The organism is Pseudomonas chlororaphis subsp. chlororaphis, assembly GCF_003945765.1.
Lineage (GTDB): Bacteria > Pseudomonadota > Gammaproteobacteria > Pseudomonadales > Pseudomonadaceae > Aquipseudomonas > Aquipseudomonas chlororaphis.
On sequence record NZ_CP027712.1, the window covers coordinates 6,055,869 to 6,082,753 of the forward strand.

Below are 26,885 nucleotides of genomic sequence, written 5' to 3' on the forward strand. Positions count from 1 at the left end.
TTTCGCCTTGTTGGAGCTTCGCATGCCACTACGACCGCTCGTTTTGCTCAGCCTTTTCAGCCTGCTGGTCGCTTGCAGCAGCGACGCCCCGAAACCGGTCACCTCCACCGTGCCGCCCCAGCAGAGTGTGAAAAAAGCCCAGGAATCCACTGACCTCGGCCCCCTGCCGGCCTACCAGCGTGAACTGAGCGGCACCCTGCAGGGCGTACCGAGCGGTGCCGAGGTGGAACTGGCGCTGCTGGTGATCGACGAGCGCGGCCGGCCGCAACGTTTGCTGGCCAGCAGCAACCTGATCGGCAACAACAAGGTCCTGCCGTTTCGCCTGCGCTTCAATCCCGATGTCTTCCCGGTAGGCGCCCGCGTCGAACTGCGCGGCCGCGCCAGCCAGTCCGGCCAGTTGATCCTGCACCTGCCGGCGCAACTCATCACCCAGCCGACCACCCAGGCCGTGGGCCAGCTGCAATTCGTCAAAGCACCATGACCCCACCGCTCGACCTGCAACGCGCCCTGAGCGAACTGCTGGGCGATGCCCAACTGGTGGCCTGCGAACTGCCGGACACCGAGCTGAAGCTGTGGTTGATCGATGCCGACAACATGGACCGCGCCTTCACCCCGGAAGAAACCCGGCGAATTCTCCACGAACCGCCGTACTGGAGTTTCTGCTGGGCCAGCGGCCTGGCCCTGGCGCGCTATCTGGCCGAGCGTCCGCAGTGGGTGCAAGGCAAGCGGGTCCTGGATTTCGGCGCCGGCTCCGGCGTGGCCGGTATCGCGGCGCTGAAAGCCGGCGCGCTGGAAGTGGTGGCCTGCGACCTCGACCCGCTGGCCATCGCCGCCTGCAAGGCGAATGCGGCGCTCAACGGGGTTGAACTGGGTTACTCCACGGACTTTTTCGCGCAAGCGGATCGCTTCGACCTGATCCTGGTGGCCGACGTGCTCTACGACCGCGCCAACCTGCCGCTGCTGGATGAGTTCCTCAGCCGCGGACGCCAGGCGCTGGTGGCGGACTCCAGGGTCAAGGACTTCCAGCATCCGCTGTACCGACGTCTGGAAATGCTCCACGCCCTGACCCTGCCGGATCTAGCCGAGCCCTGGGAGTTCCGCGAAGTGAGCCTGTATCACGCGCAGCGCGATTGATTCCCTGCCAGCGCCACGCGATAACCGGCGAGCGGACAGCCACCGCTTTCAGGCACACCCCGCCAGCCCTTATAGTTGGCCCATTCACGTTCTTCGAGATCCCCCATGAGTCAGGACACGCCGTACATTTTCGACGCCAGCACCGCCGACTTCGACCAGTCGGTGATCGAGAACTCGTTCCACAAGCCGGTGCTGGTGGATTTCTGGGCCGAATGGTGCGCGCCCTGCAAGGCGCTGATGCCGATGCTGCAACAGATCGCCGAGAGCTATCAGGGCGAACTGCTGCTGGCCAAGGTCAACTGCGATATCGAGCAGGACATCGTTGCCCGCTTCGGCATTCGCAGCCTGCCGACCGTGGTGCTGTTCAAGGACGGCCAGCCGGTGGACGGCTTTGCCGGAGCGCAACCGGAGTCCGCGGTGCGCGCCATGCTCGAACCCCATGTGCAGATGCCGCCGCCCAAGGCCGCCGACCCGCTGGAGCTGGCTGAAGCGCTGTTCGCCGAAGGGCGCATCGCCGATGCCGAAGCCACGCTCAAAGTGCTGCTGGGCGAAGACAACAGCAACGCCAAGGCCTTGATCCTCTACGCCCGCTGCCTGGCCGAACGCGGTGAACTGGGCGAAGCCCAGACCGTACTCGACGCGGTCACCGGCGATGAACACAAGGCGGCGCTGGCCGGGGCCAAGGCGCAGATCACCTTCCTCAAGCAGGCTGCCGACCTGCCGGACAGCGCCGAGCTGAAAAGCCGCCTGGCGCAGGACCCGCAGGATGACGAGGCGGTGTATCAGCTGGCCATCCAGCAACTGGCGCGCCAGCAGTACGACGCGGCGCTGGATGCCCTGCTCAAGTTGTTCATCCGCAACCGCAGCTACAACGAAGGCCTGCCGCACAAGACCTTGCTGCAAGTGTTCGAGCTGCTGGGCAACGATCACCCGCTGGTGACCACCTACCGTCGCAAGCTGTTCGCCGCGCTGTACTGATTCATAGCTGATAGCCGCGCCGGTTTATCGCAAGCCGGCGCAGCCCTCGCCTACTCGATCCAGCTGTAGAGCGGCGTATCGCCGCCGCTCACCACCTTGACCTGTGCGCTATGGCGCAAACGCACCAACAGCCGCTTGCCCGCCGCGGCGCTGCCGGTCAGGCCTTCCAGTTGCTCCAAAAGATCCGGGCCGCTCAATTGCCCGGCCTTGCGCAGCAGGTCCTGGGTGATCTGCCACAGCGCATCGTCCTGGCTCGCCGGCTTGGCCACAGGCGCGCCGCTTTCGGCTTTGGCCGCCTGCAACGGCGCCCCCAGCCGGGCACTCAACTGATCCCAGTCGGCCTCGTCCAGTTCCAGGGTCAAATCCACCGGCCATTCGCCGATGCTTCCACGAATCCGCACCATCGCTCTGCTCCCGAAAATTTCTGACGAGCATGCTCCCATGCGTCTTGCGCAACGCCAAGCAGGCGGTCAAACTCTTGCCACTTCCGTTATAAGATTACATAACATTATTTTCATGTTCGCTCCCGGAGACTTGCCATGCGTCGTCTGCTGCTCGCCTTGCCGTTCGCTCTGTTGCCCCTGGCCATCGCTCACGCGGCCGAAAAACACGACCACGACCATGAGCACGGCAGCCTCGATGCTCACGAGCATGGCGTGGCCCGCCTGAACGCGGCACTGGACGGCCAGACCCTGGAGCTGGAACTGGAAAGCCCGGCGATGAACCTGGTGGGCTTCGAGCACGCCGCCAGCACCGACGCGGACAAGGCCAAGGTCGCCGCCGTGCGCGCCCAGCTGGAAAAACCGCTGGCGCTGTTCAGCCTGCCGCCCGCCGCCGGTTGCGTGGTGGCGCAACAGGAACTGGAAAGCCCGCTGTTCGGTGACAAGCCCGAGGATCACGACGAAGACCATGACGACGCGAAGAGTGCCGGCGGCCACGAGCATCACCACGAGCACAGCGAGATCCATGCGCACTACCAGTTCACCTGTGCCACGCCGGGCGCGCTGAAGAACCTGGACTTGGGCGGCGTGTTCAAGACCTTCCCCGCCACCCAGAAAATTCAGGTACAACTCATCTCGCCAAGTGGCCAGCAAGGCGTGGAAGCGACGGCCAAGGCCGCCAGCCTGAAGTTCTGACCGCAACTCCTGTAGCCGCTGCCGCAGGCTGCGATCGAGCCCGAAGGGGTCGTTGCTCTTGAGGTTTTCGCAAGGTCCTGCGGACCTTATCGCAGCCTTCGGCAGCGGCTACAAAACTCACTCCATGATCGGCCCAACATGACCCAAGCACTTATCGAACTGTCCGACCTGGGCTTCAGCTGGCCCGGCCATCCACAGTTGCTGGATATCCCGGCCTTTCGCCTGGAAGCGGGTGAAACGCTGTTCCTCAAGGGCCCCAGCGGCAGCGGCAAGACCACCCTGCTCGGCCTGCTCGGCGGTGTGCAGAAACCCGGCCGCGGCAGCATCCGCCTGCTGGGCCAGGAGTTGACCGAACTCTCCGCCGGCGCCCGCGACCGCTTCCGGGTCGATCACACCGGCTACATCTTCCAGCAGTTCAACCTGCTGCCGTTTCTCTCGGTACGCGAAAACGTCGAGTTGCCCTGCCACTTCTCCAAATTGCGCGCCAGCCGCGCCGTGCAGCGCCACGGCAGTGTCGACCAGGCGGCGGCCACCCTGCTCGCCCACCTGGGGCTTAAAGACCCCGACCTGCTCGGTCGCCGCGCCGACTCGCTGTCCATCGGCCAGCAACAACGGGTCGCCGCCGCCCGCGCGCTGATCGGCCAACCGGAACTGGTGATCGCCGACGAACCCACCTCGGCACTGGACTACGACGCCCGCGAAGCCTTTATCCGCCTGCTGTTCGCCGAATGCCGCGAGGCCGGGGCCAGCCTGCTGTTCGTCAGCCATGACCAGAGCCTGGCGCCGCTGTTCGATCGCAACCTGTCGCTGGCCGAACTCAATCGCGCCGCTACGCCCGCGGAGGTCTGAGATGTATCTGTTCCGTCTAGCCATGGCCAGCCTGGCTAACCGCCGCTTCACCGCGATCCTCACCGCCTTCGCCATCGCCCTGTCGGTCTGCCTGCTGCTGGCGGTGGAACGGGTGCGTACCGAAGCCCGCGCCAGCTTCGCCAGCACCATCAGCGGTACCGACCTGATCGTCGGCGCCCGCTCCGGTTCGGTGAACCTGCTGCTGTACTCGGTGTTCCGCATCGGCAACGCCACCAACAACATTCGCAGGGACAGCTTCGAGCACTTCGCCAGCAGCCCGAAAGTGAAATGGGCGATCCCGATTTCCCTAGGCGATTCCCATCGCGGCTACCGGGTGATGGGCACCACCGCGGCCTACTTCGAGCATTACCAGTACGGCCACCAGCAGAACCTGCAACTGGCCAGCGGCCGCGAGTTCGCCAGCGATCCGTTCGAAGTGGTGCTGGGCGCCGAAGTCGCCGAGGCCCTGCATTACAAGCTCGGCGACAAGCTGGTGCTGGCCCACGGCGTAGCGGCCATCAGCCTGGTCAAGCATGACGACAAACCCTTCACCGTGGTCGGCATCCTCAAGCGCACCGGCACCCCGGTGGACCGCACGCTGCACATCAGCCTCGGTGGCATGGAGGCGATCCATATCGACTGGCACAACGGCGTGCCGGCCCAGGGCAACGGCCGCATCAGTGCCGACCAGGCGCGCAACATGGACCTGACGCCGCAAGCGATCACTGCCTTCATGCTCGGCCTGAACAGCAAGATCGCCACCTTCGCGGTGCAGCGCGAGATCAATGAATACCGCGGCGAACCGATGCTGGCGATCCTGCCCGGGGTCGCCCTGCAGGAGCTGTGGAGCCTGATGGGCACCGCGGAAAAGGCCCTGTTCGTGGTGTCGCTGTTCGTGGTGCTGACCGGCCTGATCGGCATGCTCACGGCGATCCTCACCAGCCTCAACGAGCGCCGTCGGGAAATGGCGATCCTGCGTTCGGTCGGCGCCCGCCCCTGGCATATCGCGACCTTGCTGGTGCTGGAGGCCTTCGCCCTGGCGCTGTCCGGTGTGCTCGCCGGGCTGGGCCTGCTGTACCTGGGCATCGCCCTGGCCCAGGGTCATGTGCAGTCGAGCTACGGCCTGTATCTGCCGCTGTCCTGGCCAAGCGAGTATGAGTGGACGCTGCTCGGCGGTATCCTGATCGCCGCCCTGCTGATGGGCAGCGTGCCCGCCTGGCGCGCCTACCGACAATCGCTAGCCGATGGCCTGTCCATCCGTTTATGAGGAACTTCCGGTTATGAGGAGCTCCGGCATGCCCCGTGCCCTGCTTGCGCTATTGATGCTGGTCGCCCTGCCACTGTGGGCCGCCGAACCCCGAGACCTGGCCTGGTCGGAAATGATCCCGCCGGACGCGCCGGCGGAGGTGCCGAACATGCAGCCGCTGCACGACCTGTCGCAGATGAGCGACGCCCTGGCCGCCGAGTCTGCCCCGGCGGCCAAGCAGGACATGCCCAACGCTCCGGTGGTGCAGAGCCTGGACGGCCTGTCGGTGCGCCTGCCCGGCTACATCGTGCCGCTGGAAGTCAGCGAGGAAGGCCGCACCACGGAGTTTCTGCTGGTGCCGTATTTCGGCGCCTGCATCCACGTGCCGCCACCGCCGTCGAACCAGATCGTGCATGTGAAAAGCCAAGTCGGCGTGAAGCTCGACGAGCTGTATCAGCCGTACTGGATCGAGGGGCCGATGCAGGTCAAGGCGTCCACCAGCGAAATCGCCGACGCGGGTTACCAGATGGAGGCAGAGAAGATCTACGTGTACGAATTGCAGGAGTGAAACCGCCGGTTTTGCAGTGCCGCACATGACCTCATCGCGAGCCAACCCGCTCTCGCAAAACAGCACAGTTCCCTGTAGGTGCGAACGGGCTCGCGATCAGTTGCAGCGCGCCCATAGCGCCCCCCCGATTAGTCCATTCCCACGCTGATCCGCTTTTCATTGAGCTGAGTCAAAGCCTGTTCCTTGACGATCCTTACCATTGGACCTAGCCAACTCGAATCGTCCTTTGGAGCTCCCATGCACAAGCCCCTGCTCAGCGCCTCCCTGTTCGCGCTCGCGCTCGCCGCCCCGATCGCCCACGCCCACGAAGCGGGCGACATCATCGTTCGCGCCGGTGCCATCACCGTCAATCCGAAAGCCGACAGCGGCGACGTCAAGGTCGATCGCGGTCCATTGGCCGGTGCCAACCTCGGCGGCAAGGCGACCATGAGCAGCGACACTCAGCTGGGCCTGAACTTCGCCTACATGCTGACCAACAACGTCGGTATCGAACTGCTCGCGGCCACCCCGTTCGAGCATGACGTCAAGCTCAAGGGCACCGCGCTGGACGCCGCCAACGGCAAGCTCGGTACCCTCAAGCACCTGCCGCCGACCCTGAGCGTCGTGTACTACCCGCTGGACCACAAGGCCGCCTTCCAGCCTTACGTCGGTGCCGGCATCAACTACACCTGGATCTATGACGAGCACGTCGGCAGCCGCGCCAGCGCCGCCGGTTTCGACAATTTCCGGGCGAAGAACTCCTGGGGCCTGGCCTGGCAGGTCGGTGCCGACTACATGCTGACCGACAACGTGATGATCAACGCCCAGGTGCGCTACGTCGACATCGACACCACCGCCTACGTGAACAACAACGCGGTCGCCGGCGGCACCCGGGCCAAGGTCGACGTGGATGTCGATCCATGGGTCTACATGGTCGGCCTGGGCTACAAGTTCTAAATCGGCCAGACAAAAAAAGGCGCCTGCAAAGGCGCCTTTTTTCATCGCTGGGGAAAGCTCAGCGGCCCAGCAAACGTGCCAGCCCGACGCTCATCGGCGTCGGTTCGGGGAACTTGAAACGCTGCAACAGGCGCTGGTTGTTCGCCCGCGAATGGCGAATATCCCCGGAGCGCGCCGTGCCGTAGCTGACAGGTGGCAATTGCCCCAACACCTCGCCCAGGGCCTCGAGCAACTGCTTGAGGGTAGTGGCCTGGTTCAGGCCGACATTGACCGCGCCGACTTCCAGTTGCGGTGCTTCCAGAGACTGTGCCAACACGTTCACCAGGTCTTCGACATAGACGAAATCGCGGGTTTGCTCGCCATCGCCAAATACGGTAATCGGCAGGCCTTTCTGCGCACGCTCGCAAAAGATGCTGATGACCCCGGAGTACGGCGAGGATGGATCCTGGCGCGGCCCGAAGATGTTGAAAAAGCGGAAAATCGCCGGCTCCAGCCCATGCTGGCGGCGATAGAAATCGAAGTAGTACTCGCTGGCCAGCTTGTCCGACGCATAGGGCGTCAGTGGTGCCTTGGGCGTGTCTTCATCGATCGATTCGCCCTCGCCATTGTTGCCATACACCGCCGCGCTGGAAGCAAACAGCACGCGCTTGACGCCAGCCTGGCGCATGGCTTCGCAGACGTTGAGGGTGCCTATGAAGTTGCTCTGGTGGGTACGCACCGGGTCGTCCACCGAAGCCTGTACCGAAGCGACCGCCGCCAGGTGCGCCACCGCGCGGCAGCCGCTCATGGCCCGCGCCACCAGGGCCGCATCGGCGACGTCGCCTTCGATCAGTTCGACCCGCGGGTTGTCCAGCGGCAGGTTGCCGGGTTTACCCGTGGACAGATCGTCGAGGATCCGCACCGAGTAACCCTTGGCGAGCAAAACGTCGGTCAGGTGCGAACCGATGAAACCGGCACCGCCGGTGATCAAGATTGGGGCATTAGCCATGACGATAAAACCTATCCAGTAGAGCCGGGAGTGCCGCGCGCCAGGCGCGAGGCTTGATCCCGAAGGTGTGCAGAATTTTTTTGCAGGCCAGCACCGCGTGCTGCGGTTCTTCGGCAGCGTCCGGCCGGGCGGCGTGGGCCTGGGCGGTCGGCGCTTCGATGGCCAGCGGATGCAGGCTGCGGGCCTCGGTGAGGATCGCCTGGCCCAGCGCCAGCGGCGTGGTCGCCTCATGGCCGGCGTAGTGGTAAGTGCCCCACAGCGGCGCGGCGCAATCGAGTTGCTTGAGTACGGAGATGATCACCCGGGCGGCATCGTCCACCGGCGTCGGGTTGCCCCGGCGGTCGTCGGCCAGCAGCAGCTCTTCGGGTTGCTCGGCACGGGCCAGAAAACGCCCCAGGGTGCCTTCGGCGCTATCGTCCAGCAGCCAGCCGAAACGCAGCAGCACATGCTGTGGGCAGGTGGCGCGCACATTCTGCTCGATCCGCCACAAGGCCTGGCCACGCAGGCCCAGCGGTACCGGTTCGTCCTTTTCGCTGTAGGCGGTGGCCCGCGAACCGTCGAACACGCGGTAGCTGGAAGGCTGCAGAAGAATGATGTTGTGATGCTGGCACAGCTCGGAAAGCCGCTCGACCGCCCGTTCCTGGCTGGCCAGGCGTGCCTCGGGGACACTCTCCGCCTGGAACCAGTCGAAGTAGTACGCAAGGTTGATCAAGGCATCCGGACGGGTGTCGTCGAGCAGTTGCGTCAGGCTCGCGGCATCCCAGCCGTCTTGCGGCGGACGGGGGGCGAGGAAACCGATGTCTTCCTCCGCACCGAGGCGAATCAGCGCCTGCCCAAGGGCATTTCCGCCGCCCAGTAACATAAGGCGCATTCGCATAGAGTCAGCAGGCCCAATCTGTTCGGAACGATGGTTTGAATCGGCCAGCCCCGCGGGTCTGGCCATGAATATTGCTCAGAATCGTTGCATTTTGCGGGTTTCCGGCGCAACCGTCACTGAGAAAGTGTAGAGCAGCAAAGCACACAGCCCTTCAGGGCCGCTGCCGCCAGCGGCGACAAGGCAGGCTTGCAACTTCACTCCGGCGGTCGCATAACGTTGTGCATGAACCTTCCCCAGATCCCCGCCAACGCCCTGCCGGGTTTTCATCCCGCGGTCAGCGCTTGGTTCGACAGCTGCTTCCCGGCGGCGACCGCCGCCCAGGCCCGGGCCTGGCCGCTGATCCGCCAGCGCCGTTCGACGCTGATCGCCGCGCCCACCGGCTCGGGCAAGACCCTGACCGCCTTCCTCGCGGTGATCGACGAGCTGGTTCATCGCGGCCTGGAAAACGGCGGCACGCTGCCGGAACAGACCCTGGTGGTCTACGTCTCGCCACTCAAGGCTTTGAGCAACGATATCCAGATCAACCTGCAGGACCCGCTGGCCGGGATCACCGCGCAACTCGAACACATGGGCCTGCCGCAATTGCGCATCAGCACCGCGGTGCGCACCGGCGACACCCCCCAGAAAGACCGCAGCGCCATGCGCAAAAGCGCGCCGCATATCCTGGTGACCACCCCCGAATCGCTGTATGTGCTGCTGGGCTCGGCCTCCGGCCGGCAAATGCTCGCCAGCACGCGCACGGTGATAGTCGACGAGATCCACGCCATCGCCGCCAGCAAGCGCGGCAGCCACCTGGCGTTGAGCCTGGAGCGCCTGCAAGCGCTATGCGCCGAGCCGCTGACGCGCATCGGCCTGTCGGCCACGCAGAAGCCCATCGAAGCGGTGTCGCGTTTTCTGGTCGGCCATGAACGCCCTTGCGAGATCGTCGATATCGGCCACGCCCGCCCCCGGGACCTGGCCATCGAAGTGCCGCCCGTGCCGCTGTCGGCGGTGATGGCCAACGACGTCTGGGAACGGGTCTACGAACGTATCGCCGAACTGGCGCGGGAGCACCGTACCACCCTGGTGTTCGTCAACACCCGGCGCCTGGCCGAACGCCTGAGCCGCCACCTCAGCGAGCGCCTGGGCAAGGACGCGGTGGCCGCCCACCATGGCAGTCTGGCCAAGGAGTTTCGCCTGGACGCCGAACAGCGTCTCAAGCGCGGCGACCTGCAAGTACTGATCGCCACCGCCTCGCTGGAACTGGGCATCGATATCGGCGATGTCGACCTGGTGTGCCAGATCGGCTCGCCGCGTTCGATCTCGGCCTTTCTGCAAAGGGTTGGACGCTCCGGGCACCAGGTCGGCGGCACGCCCAAGGGCCGCCTGTTCGCCCTGAGCCGCGACGACCTGATCGAATGCGCCGCCCTGCTCGACTGCGTGCACCGCGGCGAACTCGACACCCTGCAGATCCCCAGGGCGCCGCTGGATGTGCTGGCGCAGCAGATCGTCGCCGAAGTCAGCAACCAGGAATGGCAGGAACAGCCGCTGCTGGAGATGATCCGCCGCGCCTCGCCTTATAGCGACCTCGACGAAGGGCATTTCCAGGCGCTGCTGCGCATGCTCGCCGAGGGCTACAACGGGCGCCAGGGCATTCGCAGCGCCTATCTGCATCGCGATGCCGTCAACCGTAGCCTGCGCGGCCGGCGGGGCAGCCAGCTGACGGCGGTGACCAGCGGCGGCACCATCCCCGACAACGCCGACTACGCCGTGCTGCTGGAGCCCCAGGCGCTGAATATCGGCAGCGTCAACGAAGACTTCGCGGTGGAAAGCATCGCCGGCGATGTGTTCCAGCTGGGCAACACTTCGTACCGCATCCTGCGGGTGGAAACCGGCCGGGTGCGGGTCGAGGACGCCCACGGCCAGCCGCCGACCATTCCGTTCTGGCTCGGCGAAGCCCCTGGGCGCAGCGCCGAACTGTCGTTTGCCGTGGCGCGCCTGCTGGGCCGGCTCGACGAGTTGCTCGGTGCCACCCCCGGCCAACTACAGCCCGCCCTCGACTGGCTGGGCGACAGCCTGGGCCTGGACGCCGCCAGCGCCGAACAACTGGTCGAGTACCTGGCCCGCGCACGCCAGGCCCTGGGCGCGCTGCCGTCCCAGGACACGCTGATCATGGAGCGCTTTTTCGATGAGTCCGGCGGCACCCAACTGATCATCCACACGCCGTTCGGCAGCCGGATCAACCGCGCCTGGGGCCTGGCGCTGCGCAAGCGCTTCTGCCGCACCTTCAACTTCGAACTGCAGGCCGCCGCCAGCGAAGACGCCATCGTGCTGTCGCTGTCCACCGGCCACAGTTTCGAGCTCGACGACGTCTGGCGTTACCTGCACAGCAACAGCGCCGAACACATCCTGGTCCAGGCCGTGCTGGAGGCGCCGCTGTTCGGCGTGCGCTGGCGCTGGAATGCCGGGGTGGCCCTGGCGCTACCGCGCTTTGTCGGCGGGCGCAAGGTAGCGCCGCAGATCCAGCGGATGAAAAGCGAAGACCTGATCGCCAGCGTGTTTCCCGACCAGATCGCCTGCCTGGAGAACCTCGCCGGCGAACGGCAGATTCCCGATCACCCGCTGGTGGAACAGACCCTCGACGACTGCCTGCACGAAGCCATGGACAGCGAGGGCTGGCTGACGCTGTTGCGGCGCATGGAGCGCGGCGAGCTGCGCCTGATCAGCCGCGACCTGCCGGCGCCCTCGCCCCTGGCCGCGGAAATCCTCAGCGCCCGGCCTTACACCTTCCTCGACGACGCACCGCTGGAAGAGCGCCGCACCCAGGCCGTGCTCAGCCGCCGCTGGAGCGACCCCGAGTCCAGCGACGACCTCGGCGCCCTGGATGCCGAGGCCATCCAGTCGGTGCGCGAGGAAGCCTGGCCCGCCCCCGGCAACCCGGACGAAATGCATGAAGCGCTGATGAGCCTGGCCTGTATCAGCGAGGACGAAGCCCAGGCCAACCCGCGGTGGACCGACTGGCTGCAAACCCTGGCGGACAGCGGGCGCGCCAGCCGCCTGCAGATCGGCGACGGACAGGCCCTGTGGCTGGCCGTCGAGCGCCTGGGCTGCCTGCGGGCGATTTATCCACAGGTGCCGCTGCAACCGCTCCTCGAGGCGCCGCCCGGCTTCGATGAGCGATGGCAGCGCGATGAAGCGGTGGTCGAAGTGATTCGAGCCCGGCTCAGCGGCTTCGGCCCGTTGCCGCTGGAGAGTATCGCCATGCCCCTGGGCCTGAGCGCCGGCGAGGTCACCCAGGTCCTGGCGCAGCTGGAAGGCGAAGGTTATGTGCTGCGCGGCCGCTTCAGCCCCGGCGAGGCCCGGGAAGAGTGGTGCGAACGGCATCTGCTGGCGCGGATTCATCGCTACACCGTCAAACGCCTGCGCCGGGAAATCGAACCGGTGTCGCTGCAGGACCTGATGCGTTTTCTGTTCGACTGGCAGCACCTGTCCAGCGCCACCCAGGGCCAGGGCAGTGCCATGCTGGCGCAGACGGTCGCCCAGTTCGAAGGCTATGCCGCCGCGGCCGGCGCCTGGGACAGCGACCTGCTGCCGGCGCGGATCAAGGATTACTCCGCCACCTGGCTGGATGAGCTGTGCCGCAACGGCAAGGTGGTCTGGAGCCGGCTCAGCGCGCCGCACAAAACCGCCGGCGCGACCCTGCGCAATACGCCGATCGTGCTGCTGCCGCGCAACCAGGTCGCGCTGTGGAGCGGGCTGGGCGCACAGCCCGACAGCAGCGAGCTGTCACCCAAGGCGCAGAAGGTCCATGAGGCCCTGAGCCAGCACGGCGCCTTGTTCTTCGATGAATTGCAGCATGAAGCCCATGTCCTGCGGACCGAGCTGGAGATCGCCCTGCAGGAACTGGTGGCCGCCGGGCTGGTGAATGCCGACAGTTTTGCCGGCCTGCGCGCCTTGATCACCCCGGCCAGCAAGCGTCTGGCCCGCAGCGGCCGGCGCGGGCGCGGGGCCGTGGTCGGCGGCATGGACGATGCAGGGCGCTGGGCCCTGCTACGGCGTCCGTCGCCAGTACCGGAGGGCGTCGGCGGTCATGGGCAGGCAACCCCACCGGCCACCCTGGAACACATCGCCATGACCCTGTTGCGGCGTTATGGCGTGGTGTTCTGGCGCCTGCTGGAACGCGAGGCCGACTGGCTGCCGAGCTGGCGCGAACTGTTGCGCACCTTCCATCGGCTGGAGGCCCGCGGCGAAATTCGCGGCGGGCGTTTTGTCAGCGGCCTGGCCGGCGAGCAGTTCGCCCTGCCCGAGGCCATCGCCCTGTTGCGCGAAGTGCGCCGCCGCCCGCTGGATGGCAGCCTGATCGCGGTGTGTGGCGTCGACCCGCTGAACCTCGCCGGCACCTTGCTGCCCGGGCCGAAGGTTCCGGCCCTGGCCGGCAACCGGCTGGTGTACCGCGACGGCCTGCCCGCGGCCGCCGAGATCGCCGGCAAAGCGCATGTCTGGCTGGACCTTGAGCCGCAGGCCAGCCTTGAGCTGCGGACCCGGTTGATTCGCCACTGATATCGGGCCGCGGGCGGCCTGGTGCATCGCGTCGGCCTTATCGCGAGCAAGCTTCGCTCCTACAGAAGCGCAGTGATCGCGCTCAGCTCGATATTTGCCTTCAGGTCAAATATCAAATACCGGAACCGCTATTTTTCCGCACGAGTCAAATCCGGACACTGCGCTCCATTGTCAAATCCACCGGAGTTGCAGCCATGCCCATTGCCTTGCTCGCGCTGACCCTCAGCGCCTTCGCCATCGGGACGACTGAGTTCGTCATCGTTGGCCTGTTACCCACCATCGGCGCCGACCTCGGCGTCAGCCTGCCGTCCGCCGGGCTGCTGGTCAGCCTGTACGCCCTGGGTGTCGCCGTCGGCGCGCCGGTGCTCACCGCGCTGACCGGCAAGGTCCCGCGCAAACTGTTGCTGCTGTCGCTGATGGTGCTGTTCACCCTCGGCAACCTGCTGGCCTGGCAAGCGCCCAGCTATGAATCCCTGGTCCTGGCACGCATCGTCACCGGCCTGGCCCATGGCGTGTTCTTCTCCATCGGCTCGACCATCGCCACCAGCCTGGTGCCCAAGGAAAAAGCCGCCAGCGCGATTGCCATCATGTTCACCGGCCTGACGGTGGCCCTGGTCACCGGCGTGCCGCTGGGGACCTTTATCGGCCAGCATTTCGGCTGGCGCGAAACCTTCCTCGCGGTATCCGCCCTGGGTGTGATCGCCTTTATCGGCAGCCTGATCTACGTGCCGAAAAACATCGCCCACAGCAAACCGGCGTCCTTGCTGCAACAACTGCAAGTGCTGAAACAACCACGCCTGCTGCTGGTGTACGCCATGACCGCGGTGGGCTACGGCGGCTCGTTCATCGCCTTCACCTTCCTCGCGCCGATTCTCCAGGACATTTCCGGCTTCAGCGCCAGCACCGTCAGCCTGGTGCTGCTGGTCTACGGGATCTCGGTCGCCGTGGGCAACATCTGGGGCGGCAAGCTGGCGGACAAGCGCGGCCCGATCAGCGCCTTGAAGATCATCTTCGCCCTGCTGGCCGGCGTGCTGTTCCTGCTCACCTTCACCGCCGGCAACCCGTGGCTGGCACTGGCCACCGTACTGGTGTGGGGCGCCGTGGCCTTCGGCAACGTACCGGGCCTGCAGGTCTACGTGGTGCGCCAGGCCGAACACCACACCCCGCAAGCGGTAGACGTGGCCTCGGGCCTGAACATCGCCGCCTTCAACCTCGGCATCGCCGGCGGCGCCTGGGGTGGCGGCCTGATCGTCGCCCACCTGGGGCTGATCCACACCGCCTGGATCGGTGGCCTGGTGGTATTGGGCGCCCTGGCCCTGACCGCCTGGAGCGGCCGCCTGGATCGCCTCGGCCCGGTATACGCCGAGCCGGCCGAGGGGTCGAGCCGGGTGGTGGTCGGGCACTGAGCCCACAGCCCTGGCCGGCTAATGCCGATCAGTTAAACCATTGACTCCCCTGTAGGAGCGAGGCTTGCCCGCGAACGCCACGCCGCGCAATGCCTGCTCCATCGCGTTATCGTTCTTCGCGCGCAAGCTGCGCTCCTACAGGATCGGCTCCTAGAGGATCGAAAACACCGTCCGTAGGAAGGTCGAAACTTTCCCGTCAGCCGGGCAGTCATCAAAAGACAGAGGTGGTTCGAAGGCCCCTAGACGGGAGCAGACATGGCGGCGATTCATATCGGTATTTCCGGCTGGCGCTACAAGCCCTGGCGTGGAGATTTCTACCCCGAGGGGCTGACGCAGAGGCGCGAGCTGCAATTCGCTTCGCGCGCAGTCAACAGCATCGAAATCAACGGTTCGTTCTACGCGCTGCAGACCCCCGAGCGTTATGCCAACTGGTATGCCGATACGCCCAAGAACTTCGTGTTCAGCGTCAAGGCGCCACGCTACATCACCCATATCCTGCGGCTGCGGGATGTGCACAAGCCGATCGCCAACTTCTTCGCCTCGGGCGTGCTGGAGCTCAAGAACAAGCTCGGGCCGATCCTGTGGCAGTTTCCCCCAAGCTTTCGGTTCGACGCCGAGCTGTTCGGCGCCTTTCTTCAGCAATTGCCCGCCGATACCGAACAGGCCGCCGCCCTCGCCCGCCAGCACGAACCACGCCTCAACGGCCACGCCAGCACCAAGGCCTACGGCAAAAAAGCCATGCGCCATGCCGTGGAAATTCGCCACACAAGCTTTGCCGTGCCCGAATTCACCCATCTGCTGCGCCAGCACGGCGTGGCACTGGTGGTGGCCGACACCGCCAGCAAGTGGCCCTATTGCGAGGACCTGACCGGCGATTTCGTCTACCTGCGGCTGCACGGCGACAAGGCGCTGTACGCCAGCGGCTATACGTCCCAGGCCCTGAAGCGCTGGGGCGACCGGATCGAGGCCTGGCACAGCGGCAAGCAGCCTGCCGATGCCCGGCTGATCGACGCCCGGCACCCACCCTGGGCGCGCAAGAGCCGGGAGGTGTTCTGTTATTTCGACAATGACCTCAAGGTCCGCGCGCCCTTCGACGCCCGTCGGTTGCTGCAGCGCTTCGGGCTCGACAAGACACTGTCGACAACGCCCGGCGAGCCTGCCGCGCCCGGGGTGCTGCCATGAGCCATGACGAGTCGGCCAACAACCCGATACCGCCCGCGATCGGGCTCGCCGCCACGCGCCGCTTCACGGTGCTGACGGTGAATACCCACAAGGGTTTCACCGCCCTGAACCGGCGCTTCATCCTGCCCGAGCTGCGCGAGGCGGTGCGCAGCGTGGCCGCCGACGTGGTGTTCCTGCAGGAGGTGCACGGCGCCCACGACCAGCACCCGCAGCGCTACAACAATTGGCCGAGCATGCCGCAATACGAATTCCTCGCCGACAGCATCTGGCCGCAGTTCGCCTATGGACGCAACGCCGTGTACCCGGCCGGCGACCACGGCAATGCGTTGCTCTCGAAATTCCAGATCATTCGCTACGACAACCTCGACATCTCCCTGTCCGGGCACGAGAGCCGCGGCCTGCTGCATTGCGTGCTGCGCCTGCCCGGCGATGCCCTGGAAGTGCACGCCATTTGCGTGCACCTGGGATTGCGCGAAAGCCATCGCCAGCAACAGCTGGATCTGCTGCTGCAACTGATCGCCGAGCTTCCCGCCGACGCGCCCTTGATCGTCGCCGGCGACTTCAACGACTGGCGGCTGCGCGCCGGTGCACAGCTTGCGCCCAGTGGCTTGCGGGAGGCCTTTGTCAGCCAGCACGGCAAACCGGCGCGCAGCTTCCCCGCGCGCCTGCCGCTGCTGCGGCTGGACCGGATCTACGTGCGTCACCTGAAAATCCACCGCCCCCAGGTCCTGGCCTCCCATCCCTGGTCCCATCTCTCCGATCATGCACCGCTGTCGGTCGAGGTCGAGTTATGAACGACATGCCCCTGGAAAAAACCACGGTGGACCACCCGCCTGACGCGGGGCTGGCCCACGAGCCGCTACGGATGGACCTCGAGTACGGTTGGCACAGCAACAACCGGGTGGTGCTGCTGGAGAATGGCGAGGCGTATTTTCCCCGGGTATTCGAAGTGCTGCGCCAGGCGCAGAACGAGATCCTGCTGGAGACCTTCATCCTCTTCGAGGACAAGGTCGGCCACGAGCTGCACCGTATCCTGATCGAGGCCGCACAGCGTGGCGTGCGTGTCATCGTCAGCCTGGACGGCTTCGGTTGCGGCGAATTGAGCACCGAGTTCCTTGCCGCCATGAGCAACGCCGGGGTGCGCTTGCAGATATTCGACCCGGCGCAGCCGATTTTCGGGGTGCGCACCAACTGGTTCCGCCGCCTGCATCGCAAGATCGTGGTGGTCGACGGCGCCATCGCCTTTGTCGGCGGGATCAACTTCTCCGCCGATCACCTGGCCGATTTCGGCCCCCAGGCCAAACAGGATTACTCGGTAGAGATCCAGGGGCCGGCGGTGGTGGATATCCACCATTTCGCTCTGCTGCAAGGCGACCGCCCGGCCCGCGCCCGCTACTGGTGGCAACGCCGCCGGCAGCGCCGCGCGGAGCTGGCCCTGACCGACCATGACGGCCAGGTGCGCCTGGTCTACCGCGACAACCGCCAGCACCGCAGCGATATCGAAGAGGTCTACCGCCAGGTATTGCGCGGGGCCCGCCAGCGGGTGGTGATCGCCAATGCCTACTTCTTCCCCGGCTATCGGCTGCTGCGCGAGATCCGCAACGCCGCGCGCCGTGGCGTCGAGGTGCGGCTGATCCTGCAGGGCGAGCCGGACATGCTGGTGGCCAGGCTGGCGGCGCGCATGCTCTACGACTACCTGCTCAAGGACGGCGTGACCATCTACGAATATTGCGAACGGCCACTGCACGGCAAGGTGGCGCTGGTGGACGACGACTGGAGCACCGTGGGCTCGAGCAATCTCGACCCGCTGAGCCTGTCGCTGAACCTGGAAGCCAATGTGCTGATCCGCGACCGGGCGTTCAATCGCGACCTGTTCGAGCGCCTCGACCGGCTCAGTCGCGACCACTGCCAGGCCATGCCGGCCAAGGGCTCCGGGCGTGGCCGCTTGTGGCGCCTGACCGTGGGTTTCCTGGTGTTTCACATCCTGCGTCACTTCCCGGCCTGGGCCGGCTGGCTGCCCGCCCACAAGCCGCAATTGAAGCCCTTCGGCCAGGCCGTCACCCCTCGGGAGTCGCCCCATGAGCCACACTGACGCCCATGGCTCGACGCCCGCCGCGTCGCACTCCCGATCACGCTGGCAACGCCTGAAGAAACCGCTGACCATCGCTTTCTTCCTGCTGTTGATCGTGCTGTTCACCCTGCTGGCCCGGCGCATCGACTGGAGCGAAGTGCTCGGCACCCTGGCCGACTTCAAGGTGCGCACCCTGGTCATCGCCGCGGGCCTGACCCTGGCCAGTTTCCTGGTCTACGCCTGCTTCGACCTGATCGGGCGCACCTACATCCGGCAGAACCTCGGCTGGCGGCAGATCCTGCCGGTGGGGTTCATCAGCTACGCCTTCAACCTCAACCTCAGCGCCTGGGTCGGCGGGATCGCCATGCGCTACCGGCTGTATTCCAGGCTCGGGGTGAGCACCGGCAATATCGCCAAGATCCTCGGCCTGAGCCTGGCCACCAACTGGTTCGGCTACATGGCCCTGGCCGGCACGGTATTCGCCAGTGGCCTGATGAAGTTGCCGCCCGGCTGGCAACTCAGCAACGACGCGTTGCAGGGCGTGGGCGTCCTGCTGCTGGTGCTGGGCGTGGGTTACCTGGCGGCCTGTCGGTTTTCCCGACGGCGCGAGTGGTCGATACACGGGGTCGAGATCAACTTGCCCTCGTTGCACATGGCCCTGCTGCAACTGGCCCTGGGCGCACTCAACTGGTCGCTGATGGCAGCGGTGATCTTTACCCTGCTGCCCAGCAAGCTCGATTACCCGGTGGTGCTCGGGGTGCTGCTGATCAGCAGCATCGCCGGGGTCATCACCCATATTCCGGCGGGGCTCGGGGTGTTGGAGGCAGTGTTTATCGCCCTGCTGCAACATGAGGTGTCCCGCGGCAGCCTGCTGGCCGGGTTGATCGCCTACCGGGCGATCTACTTCATCCTGCCGCTGCTGATCGCGCTGCTGATGTACCTGGTGGTGGAGGCCAGGGCCAAGGCGTTGCGCGTGGAGAAAAATCCGCGCAAAGGCAGCTGAGGCTATCGCGACTGAATGATGCTCAAGCGTTCTCCCACCACCATTTCCGTGATCCAGTCCACCAGGATCGAGGTGTAGGCCTGCTGCGACACGGGATCGCTCAGGGCATGGTCGGCGCCGTCGATGATCCGGTGGGTCATGGAATGGGTCTGCTGGCAGGCCGCGCGGTAGCTCATGAACGTGGCGTGGGGCACATACTCGTCGTTTTCCGATTCCACCAGCAGCACATCCCCGGTGAACGTCGAACAGGCATGCAGCGCCCGGTTGCTGTCGGCACGCACCAGGCTGCTGCGGTAATCCAGCAGGTCGGCTTTGTCCAGGTCGCGCTTGGGGCTGTTCCAGGCTTCGTCGCGATACAGCGCCGGCACCCGCAATGCCAGCCAGCGCACCGGTCGCAGCGAGGTCAGGATGCTCGCCAGGTAGCCACCGTAACTGGTGCCCACCACCGCAATCGCCGAGGTGTCGAGGGCCGGATGGGCCAGCAGGCGGTCATAGGCCGCCAACAGGTCGCGCAGGTTGTCTTCGCGGGTCACCCGGTTCAGCGGGATGCCGCTGCCGGCATGGCCCCGCAGGTCGAAGGTCAGGCACACGCAACCCAGCCCGGCGATGCCGCGGGCACGCTCCAGGTCGCGCTCCTGGCTCCCACCCCAGCCGTGGACAAACAGTACGCCGGGGACTTTCGACTTGGGGCTGAGGAAAGTCCCGCGCATCTGCTCGTCATCGATGTCGATTTGAATGCTTTCGCTTCTAGCCGTCATAGGATTGGACCGTTACATATTTGAGAAGAAAGTCACTGTGTTCCGCGGGCCCGCGATAGACCTCGATGGCATCGGCCGGCAAGGGCCGGTCGACATAGGTTTCCACCGCGGACACACGAATCGCGCGCATGTCCGGATGATCGATAAAGGCCTGCAAAGCCGCCACTTCGGCGCTGCTGGCACCGCCCATGCGCCACGATTGTTCGAGTACGCCGCTGCGCTGCCGGCCTTCGGCGTCCAGGCCCTGGGCGATGTCGTAGTTGCGCCGGGAGGCGAAAAATCGTGGATAGGCCTCATCGGCGGCGGCGTCGAAAACCCGCGCCTGCTGCACCGCCAGGCGCACTTGCTGCGGCAGTTGCAACGCCAGCAACTCAGGGTAGCCACCCTGCACCACCAACAGCTCGGAACCGCCGTAGACCTGCTCGCTGTCGGAGTCTTCGGTCAGGTACTGCTGGCCGCAGTAACTGAGGACGTGGCCGGCGATAAAGGATTGGCCGACGCTGTAGGTGGCCACCTGTTGCAGATCCTGCTCCAGGACCACGCCTTGATTGAACTGCCGGGCGACGTCCGGTTGCGCCAGCATCTCGTCGAAGCGCTCCAGGCTCTCGATCACCTGCTGGCCGCGACCGGCGCAGGCATGGATCGGTTTCATGCGGATCGGCCCGCTGTAAAGCAAATGACTGGCCGCTGGCCGGGCGTCATTCAGGGAAAACACGCTCAGGCCGTCCAGCACCACATTGCGCACCCGCTGGGAGAACAGCGGCGCCCAGCCCGGCGGGGCCACGGCGTTCCTGTTCAACAGACCATGGGTAATGGCCTTGGTGCAGATAAAGTCATGCTCGACATACCCGCCCCACAGGTCGTCCGGCCCCTTGAGCCGCAATTGCCGGGCCGCGGCGGGGCCGACGATGGTCTGCGTCGGCAACAGGTACAGCTCGCTCTGCCCATGCACGAGCGGGTCGTAGTCACCGGCGAACTGCAACCCGAGGATCTGCGCCAGCCAGCGGGCCAGCGCGCGATTGGTCTCCACGACATGCTGCGAGGCCCCCGGATGGACCGAGTGGGCGACCACTAGCTTCTTGCGTTGCGTCGGGGTCATGCGTCCCCCTTCGTCATCGGCGTGATGAATGTACAAGACAGGGTGCAGGGATCACGCCAAGGCCAGGGGGGAAGTCGAATGCCCCCATGGAATAAGCGCTCCAGGCCATCGCTGCTGGCATTGCGCCTGTTTTATTTTGCACGATCGGCCCGCGACGCCCGGTATTTTGCACGACCCGCGGGGTCAGCCCCGCGCCAGCGGTGCCGGCGGTGTCACGCCGAAACGCGCGCGATACTCACTGGGCGCCAGCCCGGTGATCTTCTTGAAGGTGGCGCGGAACGCCCCCGGGTCCTGGTAACCGACCGTCCAGGCGATATGGTCGATGGTGCCGTTGGTGAACTCGAGCATTTCCCGTGCCTTGCCTACCCGCAAGTGTTGGCAATATTCAGTGGGCTTGAGCCCGGTGGCGGCCCGGAAGCGCCGCAGGAAGGTGCGCTCCTCCAGCCCGGCCTGCTGCGCCATGACGGCGAGGGAAACGTCCACCGCGCCATTGGCCTGCAGCCAGTGCTGCACCTTGAGGATCGCCGCGTCGCCATGGCCGAGGATCGGCGCGAAGTTACTACCGCACTGGCTGGCGCTGTCGCTGTGTTCGATCACCAGGAAACGCGCGGTGCCGCTGGCGATGCTCGGGCCCAGCAGGCGGTCGACCAGGCGCAGCCCCAGCTCGGACCAGGCCATCAGACCGGCGGTGGTGATCAGGTCGCCGTCGTCGACGATCGGCTTGTCGGCGTTCAGGCGGATGTTCGGGTAGCGCTCGGCGAACCGCTTCGCCGAGGTCCAGTGAGTGGTGGCGCTGCGGCCGTCGAGCAGGCCGCTTTCGGCCAGCAGGATCGAACCGACACAGACCCCGCCCAGGGTCGCGCCATTGGCATGCTGCTGGCGCAGCCATTGGATCAGTGCCTGCGGTGCCTGCGCCTGGGAAAAACCGGCCACCGAGGGCGGGATCAGCACCGCCAGCAATGGACCGTCAGCACCCGGGTGACTGTCGTACACCCGTACGGGCGCCTGGTCGGCCTGGGCCTGCCAGTGGCTGATGCGCAGCAGCGGCAACTGTGTGCTGCGCTGTTCGGCGGCAATGCGGTTGGCGACCTCGAACAGGTCGGTCAAGCCATGCACCGCGGCCATCTGTGCGCCGGGATAGATCAGCACGCCCAGTTCGGCAACTGCGCTTTCCATACCCATTGTCAGTTTTCCCCCTGCTATTGTCGGTGCGGCCAATCCTCGACCGGCCCGCCGGAGCCAATACTGGACTCCACAGCCAACCACTACTTCAGAGGAAACACCCATGGCCAAGCAAGCGCTCATCGTAATCGATATCCAGAACGACTACTTCCCCAACGGCAAGTGGCCCCTGGTTGGCGCCGAAGCCGCCGCCGACAACGCCGCGCGGCTGATCCAGGCCTTCCGCGACAGCGACCAGCAGGTGGTGCACATCCGCCACGAATTCACCTCCGACGGCGCACCGTTCTTCACCCCCGGCTCCAGCGGCGCGCAACTGCATCCGAAGGTCAGCAACCGCGCCGACGAGCCGGTGGTGCTCAAGCACTTCGTCAACTCGTTCCGCGAAACCGAGCTCAAGGCCATTCTTGACCAGCACGGCATCGAACAACTGGTGGTGGTCGGCAGCATGAGCCACATGTGTGTGGAAGGTACCGCCAGGGCCGCCGCCGACCTGGGCTACCCGGTGAAAGTGATCCATGACGCCTGCGCCACCCTCGACCTGGAGTTCAATGGCCAGCGAGTCGCCGCGGCACAGGTTCAGAGCGCGGTGATGTCAGCCCTGGCGTTCGCCTATGCCAGCGTCTTGTCCACCGAAGAGTTCCTTGCCGCCGAACGCGTCACTCCGGCCTGAGCCCACGGCTGCGGTGAGTTTTCCCTCACCGCAGCCGCCGTGCAGCCCGATCTTCACGGACAACCGGTGCAGAAACAGCCAGGTCCATGGCGCACGACTTACATGTTGTTTCAAGCAAGGCAACTTAACCGAACAACTTCACGAATGATTCTTACTACCAAATAAACAACCTCCCCCTTGAATAAGTCCATACAGTAAATTCGCCCATACAACTCAATAAAGACCAAACCAACAAGCCACCTATTCAATAGCCAACTAATAGTCAGTCTAAGAATAGTTATTTCAAATCCTGCCTTATCCCCCCTCCCCAAAGTATTCCCTTTATAAATTGCCGCGTTTATTTCCTTTGGTTACTTCTCTTGCATATGAAAAAAAGCAATACACTCTATAGCCGAACACCACACCAAAAAATCTTGTACTGCCCCGAACCCATTGACTAAAACCCACAAAAACAGGTCATCACAGTCAATCCACAAGACTGTTCGCAACAGTACAAACACATTATTCCCAGGCTTTCCCAACGAACCAGAAAAGCGTATTTCAGCCAGCTCGCTCGGTTTACTTGCAAAACTCTCGGCCTTGGCTAAGTTGATGACTAATCGAGATCCAAGTGTTCTCCAACGGGGCAAAAACCAATAAGAACCTTTCGAGGAATTCAATAACCGAACATCTCCCCTGCCTTACAAGCTGAACTGACACGGAATAAGTCATATCAATCAAGAGGGATGCTTGATGAAGCGCAGCTCGTTGCCTCGTGCCTTCTCGCTGAAGGGTGCGACTGAGAATTACTGGCTCTCGTTATTCCTGTTCTCGACCCTGGTGGTCGCCAGCTTCCTGCTGTTCGAACAGCAGATCCAACAGCTGCTGAATCATCTGGGCAGCTTGCTACCCACCGACCCCACGCAACGTTTAGGCCTGGCCCTGCTGCTGGTAGCCCTGCTGACGCTGGATGTGCTGCTGCCAGTACCTTCAAGCCTGGTGGCGCTGCTGGCCGTGGCAGCCCTGGGTGCCATCGGCGGCTACCTGGTGATCTTTATCGGCCTGTGCCTGGGAGCCTGCCTGGGCTACTGGCTGGGGTCAGGCTACTTTCGCCTGCTCTCCAACTGGCTCGGTCTCAGAAGCTGGCAACCCGGGCAACTGGCCTATCGCCTCAGTACCTTGTCGCTGGTCTGCCTGCGTGGTGTGCCAGTGCTGGCCGAGACCTCGGTGCTGGCCGCCGGCATGCAGCGCTACCCGCTGCGCCAGTTCCTGCTGGTCACCACCCTGGCCAACGCCGGACTGGCCCTGGCCTACAGCGCCATCGGCAGTCTGCTGGTAGAGCAGAATGCCATGCTGGCGACCATTCTCGCCAGCATGGTCCTGCCGGGTCTGTTCCTGGGCGGCCGCAGCCTGCTCAAGTCACGCGTCGCGCAGCCGCAGGGTGATCGAGCGCGCTCCCTGGAGGGTCGCTTCGAGGTGAGCTACCACTATCCGGTACTGTTCACCGACCACATCTTCCAGGCGGACAATGCCTGCCTGCACCAGCAACTCACCCGGCAGCATCCGGGGCGGACCACCGTGCTGGTGTTTGTCGACGAGCAACTGCTGCAGTGCTCCGCGCAATTGCCACAGCAGATCAGCGATTACTTCAGCGCCCACACCGCCGACCTGCATCTGCAGGCCGCGCCGATCGCGGTGCCGGCGGGGGAACTGAGCAAAACCCCGGAAGTGCTCCAGCAGTTGTATGCGCACATGCTGCAGCACGGCCTGGACCGGCACTGCTATGTGCTGGCCCTGGGCGGCGGAGCGGTACTGGACGCCGTGGGCTACGCCTGTGCCACCTTCCACCGGGGCATGCGCCTGGTCCGCATCCCGACCACGGTGCTGGCCCAGAACGACGCGGGCATCGGGGTGAAAAACGGCATCAACGCCTTCGCCCAGAAGAACCTGCTGGGGGCGTTCTACCCCGCCACGGCAGTGATCAACGACTTCCAACTGCTGCTCAGCCTGTCGCACCGGGACCAGATCGCCGGCCTCGCCGAGGCGGTGAAAGTCGCGGTGATCAAGGATCATGCGTTCTTCCAGTGGATGGAGCAGCAGGTCGAGGCCCTGGCCAGCTTCGAGCACAGCGCCAGCCGTTATGCCATCCGCCGCTGCGCCGAGTTGCACCTGGGCCATATCAATGGTGCCGGCGACCCCTTTGAACGGGGCAACGGCCGGCCTCTGGATTACGGCCACTGGGCCGCCCACAAGCTGGAAAACCTCAGTCGGCACCGCTTGCGCCATGGTGAGGCGGTGGCCGTGGGCATGGCTCTGGATGCGCTCTACGCCAACGCCATCGGCCTGCTGTCCGATGGGGAAACCCAGCGCCTGCTGCACGTGCTCGACAAGCTCGGCTTCAACCTGTGCCCCGCGGAACTGCGCCTGAAAGACGCCCAGGGTGGCTCTCTGGTGCTGCAAGGTCTGGAAGAGTTCCGCCAGCACCTGGGGGGGCAGTTGTCGATCCCGATGCTCAACCGCCTGGGCCAGTCCATCGATGTGCACCACATCGAACTGCCAGTGATGGAACAAGCCCTGTTGCGCCTGGCCAGCCTCGGCAGAGCGGACTTCGCCTGGAGCGAGGGCTGCGCGCAATGACGCCTTCAGCGCTGAGCACCTGGCTGACCCTGGGGCGGGTCTCCAACCTGCCGACGGTGTGGACCAACGCCCTGGCCGCCTCCCTGCTGGCCAGCAGCGCCACCGCCCTGGCGCCGCCCTCGTCGCTGGTCTGGACCCTGCTGCTGGTGGTGCTCTCGGCGCTCTACCTGGCGGGCATGCTGCTCAACGACCTGCTGGATGCCGACTGGGATCAGCGGCACCAGAACCCGCGCCCCATTGTCCTCGGCCTGGTCAGTCGCACTCAGGTGAGCCTGGCCACCACCGCCCTGCTGCTGTTGGCGTTACTGTCGCTGCTGGGGCTCAGCCAGTTGATCGCCCAGCCTCGCTGGCTGCTGGCCAGCGCCGGGTTGTTGCTGCTGTTCATCCTGGCCTACAACCTGCTGCACAAAAAACACCCCCACAGCGTCTGGCTCATGGGCGGCTGCCGCTCGGCCCTGTACCTGACCGCCGCCGCCAGCCTGGCCATGCCACCGCAACCGTTGTGGTTGTGCGCCGCGTTGCTGGGCGCCTACATCGCCGGCCTGACTTACCTGGCCCGGCTGGAACATAAGAACCAGCTGCTCAGCCGCCTGCCGCTGCTGCTGATGCTCAGCCCGCTGGCCCTGGTCGCTTATGCCGATAACGGCGTGTTCTGGCTGGTACTGCTGCTGTGGCTGGGCTGGTTGGGCTGGCACTACCGGCGCCATCTGGCCAACCCGCGGCAGCGGCAGATCCGTGCCTTTATCGGTGCCGGCCTGGCTGCCCTGCCACTGTTCGATGCCCTGGTGCTGGCCCTGGCCAACCAACCCCTGGGCAGCCTGCTGTGCGTACTGGTGTTTTTCCTGCTTCCTCACCTTCAACGCTGGATCAAGCCGACATGAGCATGGACGTCATTGCCCCATCCTCGAATGCGCTCGCCCCCCGCCATGCCGCCTTCGCCGAACGGCGCCGGCAGCTCGACGGACAGCTCGCCCCCGACACCCGCCGCTGGTGGCAAGAGGCCCTGGAACAACTGGCCCGGAAGCCTTCGGCCAATACCCTGGTGCTGCTCAGCAGCCAGTGCAAACGCCGCCTCGGTGACAGCCTGGTGCCCGACAGCCAAGGCTGGACCCGGAGCCAACTGGCCCGCGCGCTGTTGTTGGCGCAGCTTCTGCAACAGCAGGCCAGCGCCGATCGGTTGCCCTTGTTGCGCCAGCTGTTCCTCTGGGCCGACGACTCGGAAAAGAGCGCCCTGCTCAAGGCCCTGGACGACCTCGATAGCCAAGGCCACAGCCTCGACCTGGCGCTGCAGGCGGGGCGCACCAATAACCGCGAGGTGTTCGCCGCCATCGCCCTGGACAACCCCTTCCCGGCCCGCCACTACAACGACCGGGCCTTCAATCAACTGGTGCTCAAGAGCCTGGGCATGGGCCTGGACAGCCGCCGGATCAACGGCCTGGCCCAGCGGCGCAGCGTCGATCTCAACCAGCTGGCGCTGGACCTGATGGAGGAGCAATTGGCGGCGCAGCGCAACGTTTCCGACGGGTTGCCCCAGGCCATCGCCTTCGAGTTGTTGAGCCCGGCCCAGCGTCTGCGTCTGCGCGACCTGTGCCAGCAGCGACGACTGCCGCCGCACTGGCTCGAACACCTCCCGGCCGACGCCTGAAC

Annotated in this window: 24 protein-coding genes; 18 read left to right on the forward strand and 6 right to left on the reverse strand. The window is 65.2% G+C overall.

Annotation, left to right across the window (positions count from 1 at the left end; genetic code table 11):
- Window positions 1-22 precede the first annotated feature (22 nt).
- From C4K27_RS27550 to trxA, 3 genes are all read left to right on the forward strand, one after another.
- Window positions 23-481, forward strand: coding sequence for a hypothetical protein (locus C4K27_RS27550; protein WP_053262823.1), 459 nt, complete (start codon window positions 23-25; stop codon window positions 479-481).
- Window positions 478-1,134 carry a class I SAM-dependent methyltransferase gene (locus C4K27_RS27555; protein WP_009045827.1) on the forward strand — a complete coding sequence of 219 codons (657 nt, stop codon included), beginning with the start codon at window positions 478-480 and terminating at the stop codon, window positions 1,132-1,134. The genes C4K27_RS27550 and C4K27_RS27555 overlap by 4 nt, the downstream gene beginning before the upstream one ends.
- A 105-nt stretch (window positions 1,135-1,239) precedes the next feature.
- Window positions 1,240-2,112: a thioredoxin gene (gene trxA / locus C4K27_RS27560; RefSeq protein WP_007924137.1), complete on the forward strand. Its 873-nt coding sequence runs from the start codon at window positions 1,240-1,242 to the stop codon at window positions 2,110-2,112.
- 50 nt (window positions 2,113-2,162) lie between these two features.
- Here trxA and C4K27_RS27565 read toward each other — a convergent pair whose 3' ends face one another.
- Window positions 2,163-2,516, reverse strand: a complete 354-nt coding sequence (locus C4K27_RS27565) for a hypothetical protein (RefSeq protein ID WP_053262824.1) — start codon at window positions 2,514-2,516, stop codon at window positions 2,163-2,165.
- Window positions 2,517-2,651: 135 nt separating this feature from the next.
- Here C4K27_RS27565 and C4K27_RS27570 point away from each other — a divergent pair, with 135 nt between their 5' ends.
- The 5 genes from C4K27_RS27570 to C4K27_RS27595 all read left to right on the forward strand — a co-directional run bounded on the left by C4K27_RS27570 (window position 2,652) and on the right by C4K27_RS27595 (window position 6,847).
- Window positions 2,652-3,248, forward strand: coding sequence for a DUF2796 domain-containing protein (locus tag C4K27_RS27570; RefSeq protein WP_053262825.1), 597 nt, complete (start codon window positions 2,652-2,654; stop codon window positions 3,246-3,248).
- Between the two features lie 138 nt (window positions 3,249-3,386).
- Window positions 3,387-4,097, forward strand: coding sequence for an ABC transporter ATP-binding protein (locus C4K27_RS27580; protein WP_053262826.1), 711 nt, complete (start codon window positions 3,387-3,389; stop codon window positions 4,095-4,097).
- A 1-nt stretch (window position 4,098) separates the two neighbouring features.
- A complete protein-coding gene (locus tag C4K27_RS27585) occupies window positions 4,099-5,364 on the forward strand; it encodes an ABC transporter permease (protein WP_053262827.1) in 1,266 nt (421 codons plus the stop codon).
- Window positions 5,365-5,392: 28 nt separating this feature from the next.
- Complete coding sequence (locus tag C4K27_RS27590; protein ID WP_037005021.1) at window positions 5,393-5,911, forward strand: DUF3299 domain-containing protein; 519 nt, start codon at window positions 5,393-5,395, stop codon at window positions 5,909-5,911.
- Window positions 5,912-6,148: 237 nt separating this feature from the next.
- The gene (locus C4K27_RS27595) at window positions 6,149-6,847 is read left to right on the forward strand and encodes an OmpW/AlkL family protein (protein WP_009045833.1); all 699 of its coding nucleotides are present in this window, start codon (window positions 6,149-6,151) and stop codon (window positions 6,845-6,847) included.
- Window positions 6,848-6,905: 58 nt separating this feature from the next.
- On the opposite strand, the gene C4K27_RS27600 is transcribed toward C4K27_RS27595, so the two are convergent.
- Both C4K27_RS27600 and C4K27_RS27605 read right to left on the reverse strand, forming a co-directional pair.
- Window positions 6,906-7,835 carry a UDP-N-acetylglucosamine epimerase PgnE gene (locus C4K27_RS27600; protein ID WP_053262828.1) on the reverse strand — a complete coding sequence of 310 codons (930 nt, stop codon included), beginning with the start codon at window positions 7,833-7,835 and terminating at the stop codon, window positions 6,906-6,908.
- Window positions 7,828-8,712, reverse strand: a complete 885-nt coding sequence (locus tag C4K27_RS27605) for a sugar nucleotide-binding protein (protein ID WP_023969342.1) — start codon at window positions 8,710-8,712, stop codon at window positions 7,828-7,830. The genes C4K27_RS27600 and C4K27_RS27605 overlap by 8 nt, the downstream gene beginning before the upstream one ends.
- Window positions 8,713-8,934: 222 nt before the next feature.
- On the opposite strand from C4K27_RS27605, the gene C4K27_RS27610 reads away from it, so the two are divergent.
- From C4K27_RS27610 to C4K27_RS27635, 6 genes are all read left to right on the forward strand, one after another.
- Window positions 8,935-13,251: a DEAD/DEAH box helicase gene (locus tag C4K27_RS27610; RefSeq protein ID WP_053262829.1), complete on the forward strand. Its 4,317-nt coding sequence runs from the start codon at window positions 8,935-8,937 to the stop codon at window positions 13,249-13,251.
- Between the two features lie 194 nt (window positions 13,252-13,445).
- A complete protein-coding gene (locus C4K27_RS27615; RefSeq protein ID WP_053262830.1) occupies window positions 13,446-14,657 on the forward strand; it encodes an MFS transporter in 1,212 nt (403 codons plus the stop codon).
- Window positions 14,658-14,912: 255 nt separating this feature from the next.
- Window positions 14,913-15,839 (forward strand): DUF72 domain-containing protein, encoded by a 927-nt coding sequence (locus C4K27_RS27620; protein ID WP_053262831.1) that lies wholly within the window; start codon window positions 14,913-14,915, stop codon window positions 15,837-15,839.
- A complete protein-coding gene (locus C4K27_RS27625; RefSeq protein WP_053262832.1) occupies window positions 15,836-16,633 on the forward strand; it encodes an endonuclease/exonuclease/phosphatase family protein in 798 nt (265 codons plus the stop codon). Before C4K27_RS27620 ends, C4K27_RS27625 begins: the two co-directional genes overlap by 4 nt.
- Window positions 16,630-17,931: a cardiolipin synthase ClsB gene (gene clsB, locus C4K27_RS27630; RefSeq protein WP_053262833.1), complete on the forward strand. Its 1,302-nt coding sequence runs from the start codon at window positions 16,630-16,632 to the stop codon at window positions 17,929-17,931. Before C4K27_RS27625 ends, clsB begins: the two co-directional genes overlap by 4 nt.
- The gene (locus C4K27_RS27635; protein ID WP_053262834.1) at window positions 17,918-18,913 is read left to right on the forward strand and encodes a lysylphosphatidylglycerol synthase domain-containing protein; all 996 of its coding nucleotides are present in this window, start codon (window positions 17,918-17,920) and stop codon (window positions 18,911-18,913) included. Before clsB ends, C4K27_RS27635 begins: the two co-directional genes overlap by 14 nt.
- Window positions 18,914-18,915: 2 nt before the next feature.
- Here C4K27_RS27635 and C4K27_RS27640 read toward each other — a convergent pair whose 3' ends face one another.
- From C4K27_RS27640 to C4K27_RS27650, 3 genes are all read right to left on the reverse strand, one after another.
- Window positions 18,916-19,671, reverse strand: coding sequence for an alpha/beta hydrolase family protein (locus C4K27_RS27640; RefSeq protein WP_053262835.1), 756 nt, complete (start codon window positions 19,669-19,671; stop codon window positions 18,916-18,918).
- Complete coding sequence (locus tag C4K27_RS27645) at window positions 19,661-20,770, reverse strand: DUF3182 family protein (protein WP_053262836.1); 1,110 nt, start codon at window positions 20,768-20,770, stop codon at window positions 19,661-19,663. The genes C4K27_RS27640 and C4K27_RS27645 overlap by 11 nt, the downstream gene beginning before the upstream one ends.
- Window positions 20,771-20,953: 183 nt before the next feature.
- Window positions 20,954-21,952, reverse strand: coding sequence for a GlxA family transcriptional regulator (locus C4K27_RS27650; RefSeq protein ID WP_053262837.1), 999 nt, complete (start codon window positions 21,950-21,952; stop codon window positions 20,954-20,956).
- Window positions 21,953-22,055: 103 nt separating this feature from the next.
- On the opposite strand from C4K27_RS27650, the gene C4K27_RS27655 reads away from it, so the two are divergent.
- The 4 genes from C4K27_RS27655 to C4K27_RS27670 all read left to right on the forward strand — a co-directional run bounded on the left by C4K27_RS27655 (window position 22,056) and on the right by C4K27_RS27670 (window position 26,883).
- Window positions 22,056-22,622 (forward strand): cysteine hydrolase family protein, encoded by a 567-nt coding sequence (locus C4K27_RS27655; protein ID WP_053262838.1) that lies wholly within the window; start codon window positions 22,056-22,058, stop codon window positions 22,620-22,622.
- Between the two features lie 732 nt (window positions 22,623-23,354).
- Window positions 23,355-25,238 (forward strand): 3-dehydroquinate synthase, encoded by a 1,884-nt coding sequence (locus tag C4K27_RS27660; protein ID WP_053262839.1) that lies wholly within the window; start codon window positions 23,355-23,357, stop codon window positions 25,236-25,238.
- Window positions 25,235-26,119 (forward strand): UbiA family prenyltransferase, encoded by an 885-nt coding sequence (locus C4K27_RS27665; RefSeq protein WP_053262840.1) that lies wholly within the window; start codon window positions 25,235-25,237, stop codon window positions 26,117-26,119. The genes C4K27_RS27660 and C4K27_RS27665 overlap by 4 nt, the downstream gene beginning before the upstream one ends.
- Window positions 26,116-26,883, forward strand: coding sequence for an EboA domain-containing protein (locus C4K27_RS27670; protein WP_053262841.1), 768 nt, complete (start codon window positions 26,116-26,118; stop codon window positions 26,881-26,883). The genes C4K27_RS27665 and C4K27_RS27670 overlap by 4 nt, the downstream gene beginning before the upstream one ends.
- Window positions 26,884-26,885: the final 2 nt, after the last annotated feature.

Coding starts and splice junctions, on each gene's coding strand:
- C4K27_RS27625 (WP_053262832.1), top strand. CDS start 15,836: ATGAGCCATGACGAGTCGGCCAACAACCCGATACCGCCCGCGATCGGG.
- C4K27_RS27610 (WP_053262829.1), top strand. CDS start 8,935: ATGAACCTTCCCCAGATCCCCGCCAACGCCCTGCCGGGTTTTCATCCC.
- C4K27_RS27580 (WP_053262826.1), top strand. CDS start 3,387: ATGACCCAAGCACTTATCGAACTGTCCGACCTGGGCTTCAGCTGGCCC.
- C4K27_RS27660 (WP_053262839.1), top strand. CDS start 23,355: ATGAAGCGCAGCTCGTTGCCTCGTGCCTTCTCGCTGAAGGGTGCGACT.
- C4K27_RS27635 (WP_053262834.1), top strand. CDS start 17,918: ATGAGCCACACTGACGCCCATGGCTCGACGCCCGCCGCGTCGCACTCC.
- C4K27_RS27640 (WP_053262835.1), bottom strand. CDS start 19,671: ATGACGGCTAGAAGCGAAAGCATTCAAATCGACATCGATGACGAGCAG.
- C4K27_RS27620 (WP_053262831.1), top strand. CDS start 14,913: ATGGCGGCGATTCATATCGGTATTTCCGGCTGGCGCTACAAGCCCTGG.
- trxA (WP_007924137.1), top strand. CDS start 1,240: ATGAGTCAGGACACGCCGTACATTTTCGACGCCAGCACCGCCGACTTC.
- C4K27_RS27645 (WP_053262836.1), bottom strand. CDS start 20,770: ATGACCCCGACGCAACGCAAGAAGCTAGTGGTCGCCCACTCGGTCCAT.
- C4K27_RS27670 (WP_053262841.1), top strand. CDS start 26,116: ATGAGCATGGACGTCATTGCCCCATCCTCGAATGCGCTCGCCCCCCGC.
- C4K27_RS27565 (WP_053262824.1), bottom strand. CDS start 2,516: ATGGTGCGGATTCGTGGAAGCATCGGCGAATGGCCGGTGGATTTGACC.
- C4K27_RS27585 (WP_053262827.1), top strand. CDS start 4,099: ATGTATCTGTTCCGTCTAGCCATGGCCAGCCTGGCTAACCGCCGCTTC.
- C4K27_RS27605 (WP_023969342.1), bottom strand. CDS start 8,712: ATGCGAATGCGCCTTATGTTACTGGGCGGCGGAAATGCCCTTGGGCAG.
- C4K27_RS27600 (WP_053262828.1), bottom strand. CDS start 7,835: ATGGCTAATGCCCCAATCTTGATCACCGGCGGTGCCGGTTTCATCGGT.
- C4K27_RS27555 (WP_009045827.1), top strand. CDS start 478: ATGACCCCACCGCTCGACCTGCAACGCGCCCTGAGCGAACTGCTGGGC.
- C4K27_RS27615 (WP_053262830.1), top strand. CDS start 13,446: ATGCCCATTGCCTTGCTCGCGCTGACCCTCAGCGCCTTCGCCATCGGG.
- C4K27_RS27590 (WP_037005021.1), top strand. CDS start 5,393: ATGCCCCGTGCCCTGCTTGCGCTATTGATGCTGGTCGCCCTGCCACTG.
- C4K27_RS27650 (WP_053262837.1), bottom strand. CDS start 21,952: ATGGGTATGGAAAGCGCAGTTGCCGAACTGGGCGTGCTGATCTATCCC.
- C4K27_RS27570 (WP_053262825.1), top strand. CDS start 2,652: ATGCGTCGTCTGCTGCTCGCCTTGCCGTTCGCTCTGTTGCCCCTGGCC.
- clsB (WP_053262833.1), top strand. CDS start 16,630: ATGAACGACATGCCCCTGGAAAAAACCACGGTGGACCACCCGCCTGAC.
- C4K27_RS27550 (WP_053262823.1), top strand. CDS start 23: ATGCCACTACGACCGCTCGTTTTGCTCAGCCTTTTCAGCCTGCTGGTC.
- C4K27_RS27655 (WP_053262838.1), top strand. CDS start 22,056: ATGGCCAAGCAAGCGCTCATCGTAATCGATATCCAGAACGACTACTTC.
- C4K27_RS27595 (WP_009045833.1), top strand. CDS start 6,149: ATGCACAAGCCCCTGCTCAGCGCCTCCCTGTTCGCGCTCGCGCTCGCC.
- C4K27_RS27665 (WP_053262840.1), top strand. CDS start 25,235: ATGACGCCTTCAGCGCTGAGCACCTGGCTGACCCTGGGGCGGGTCTCC.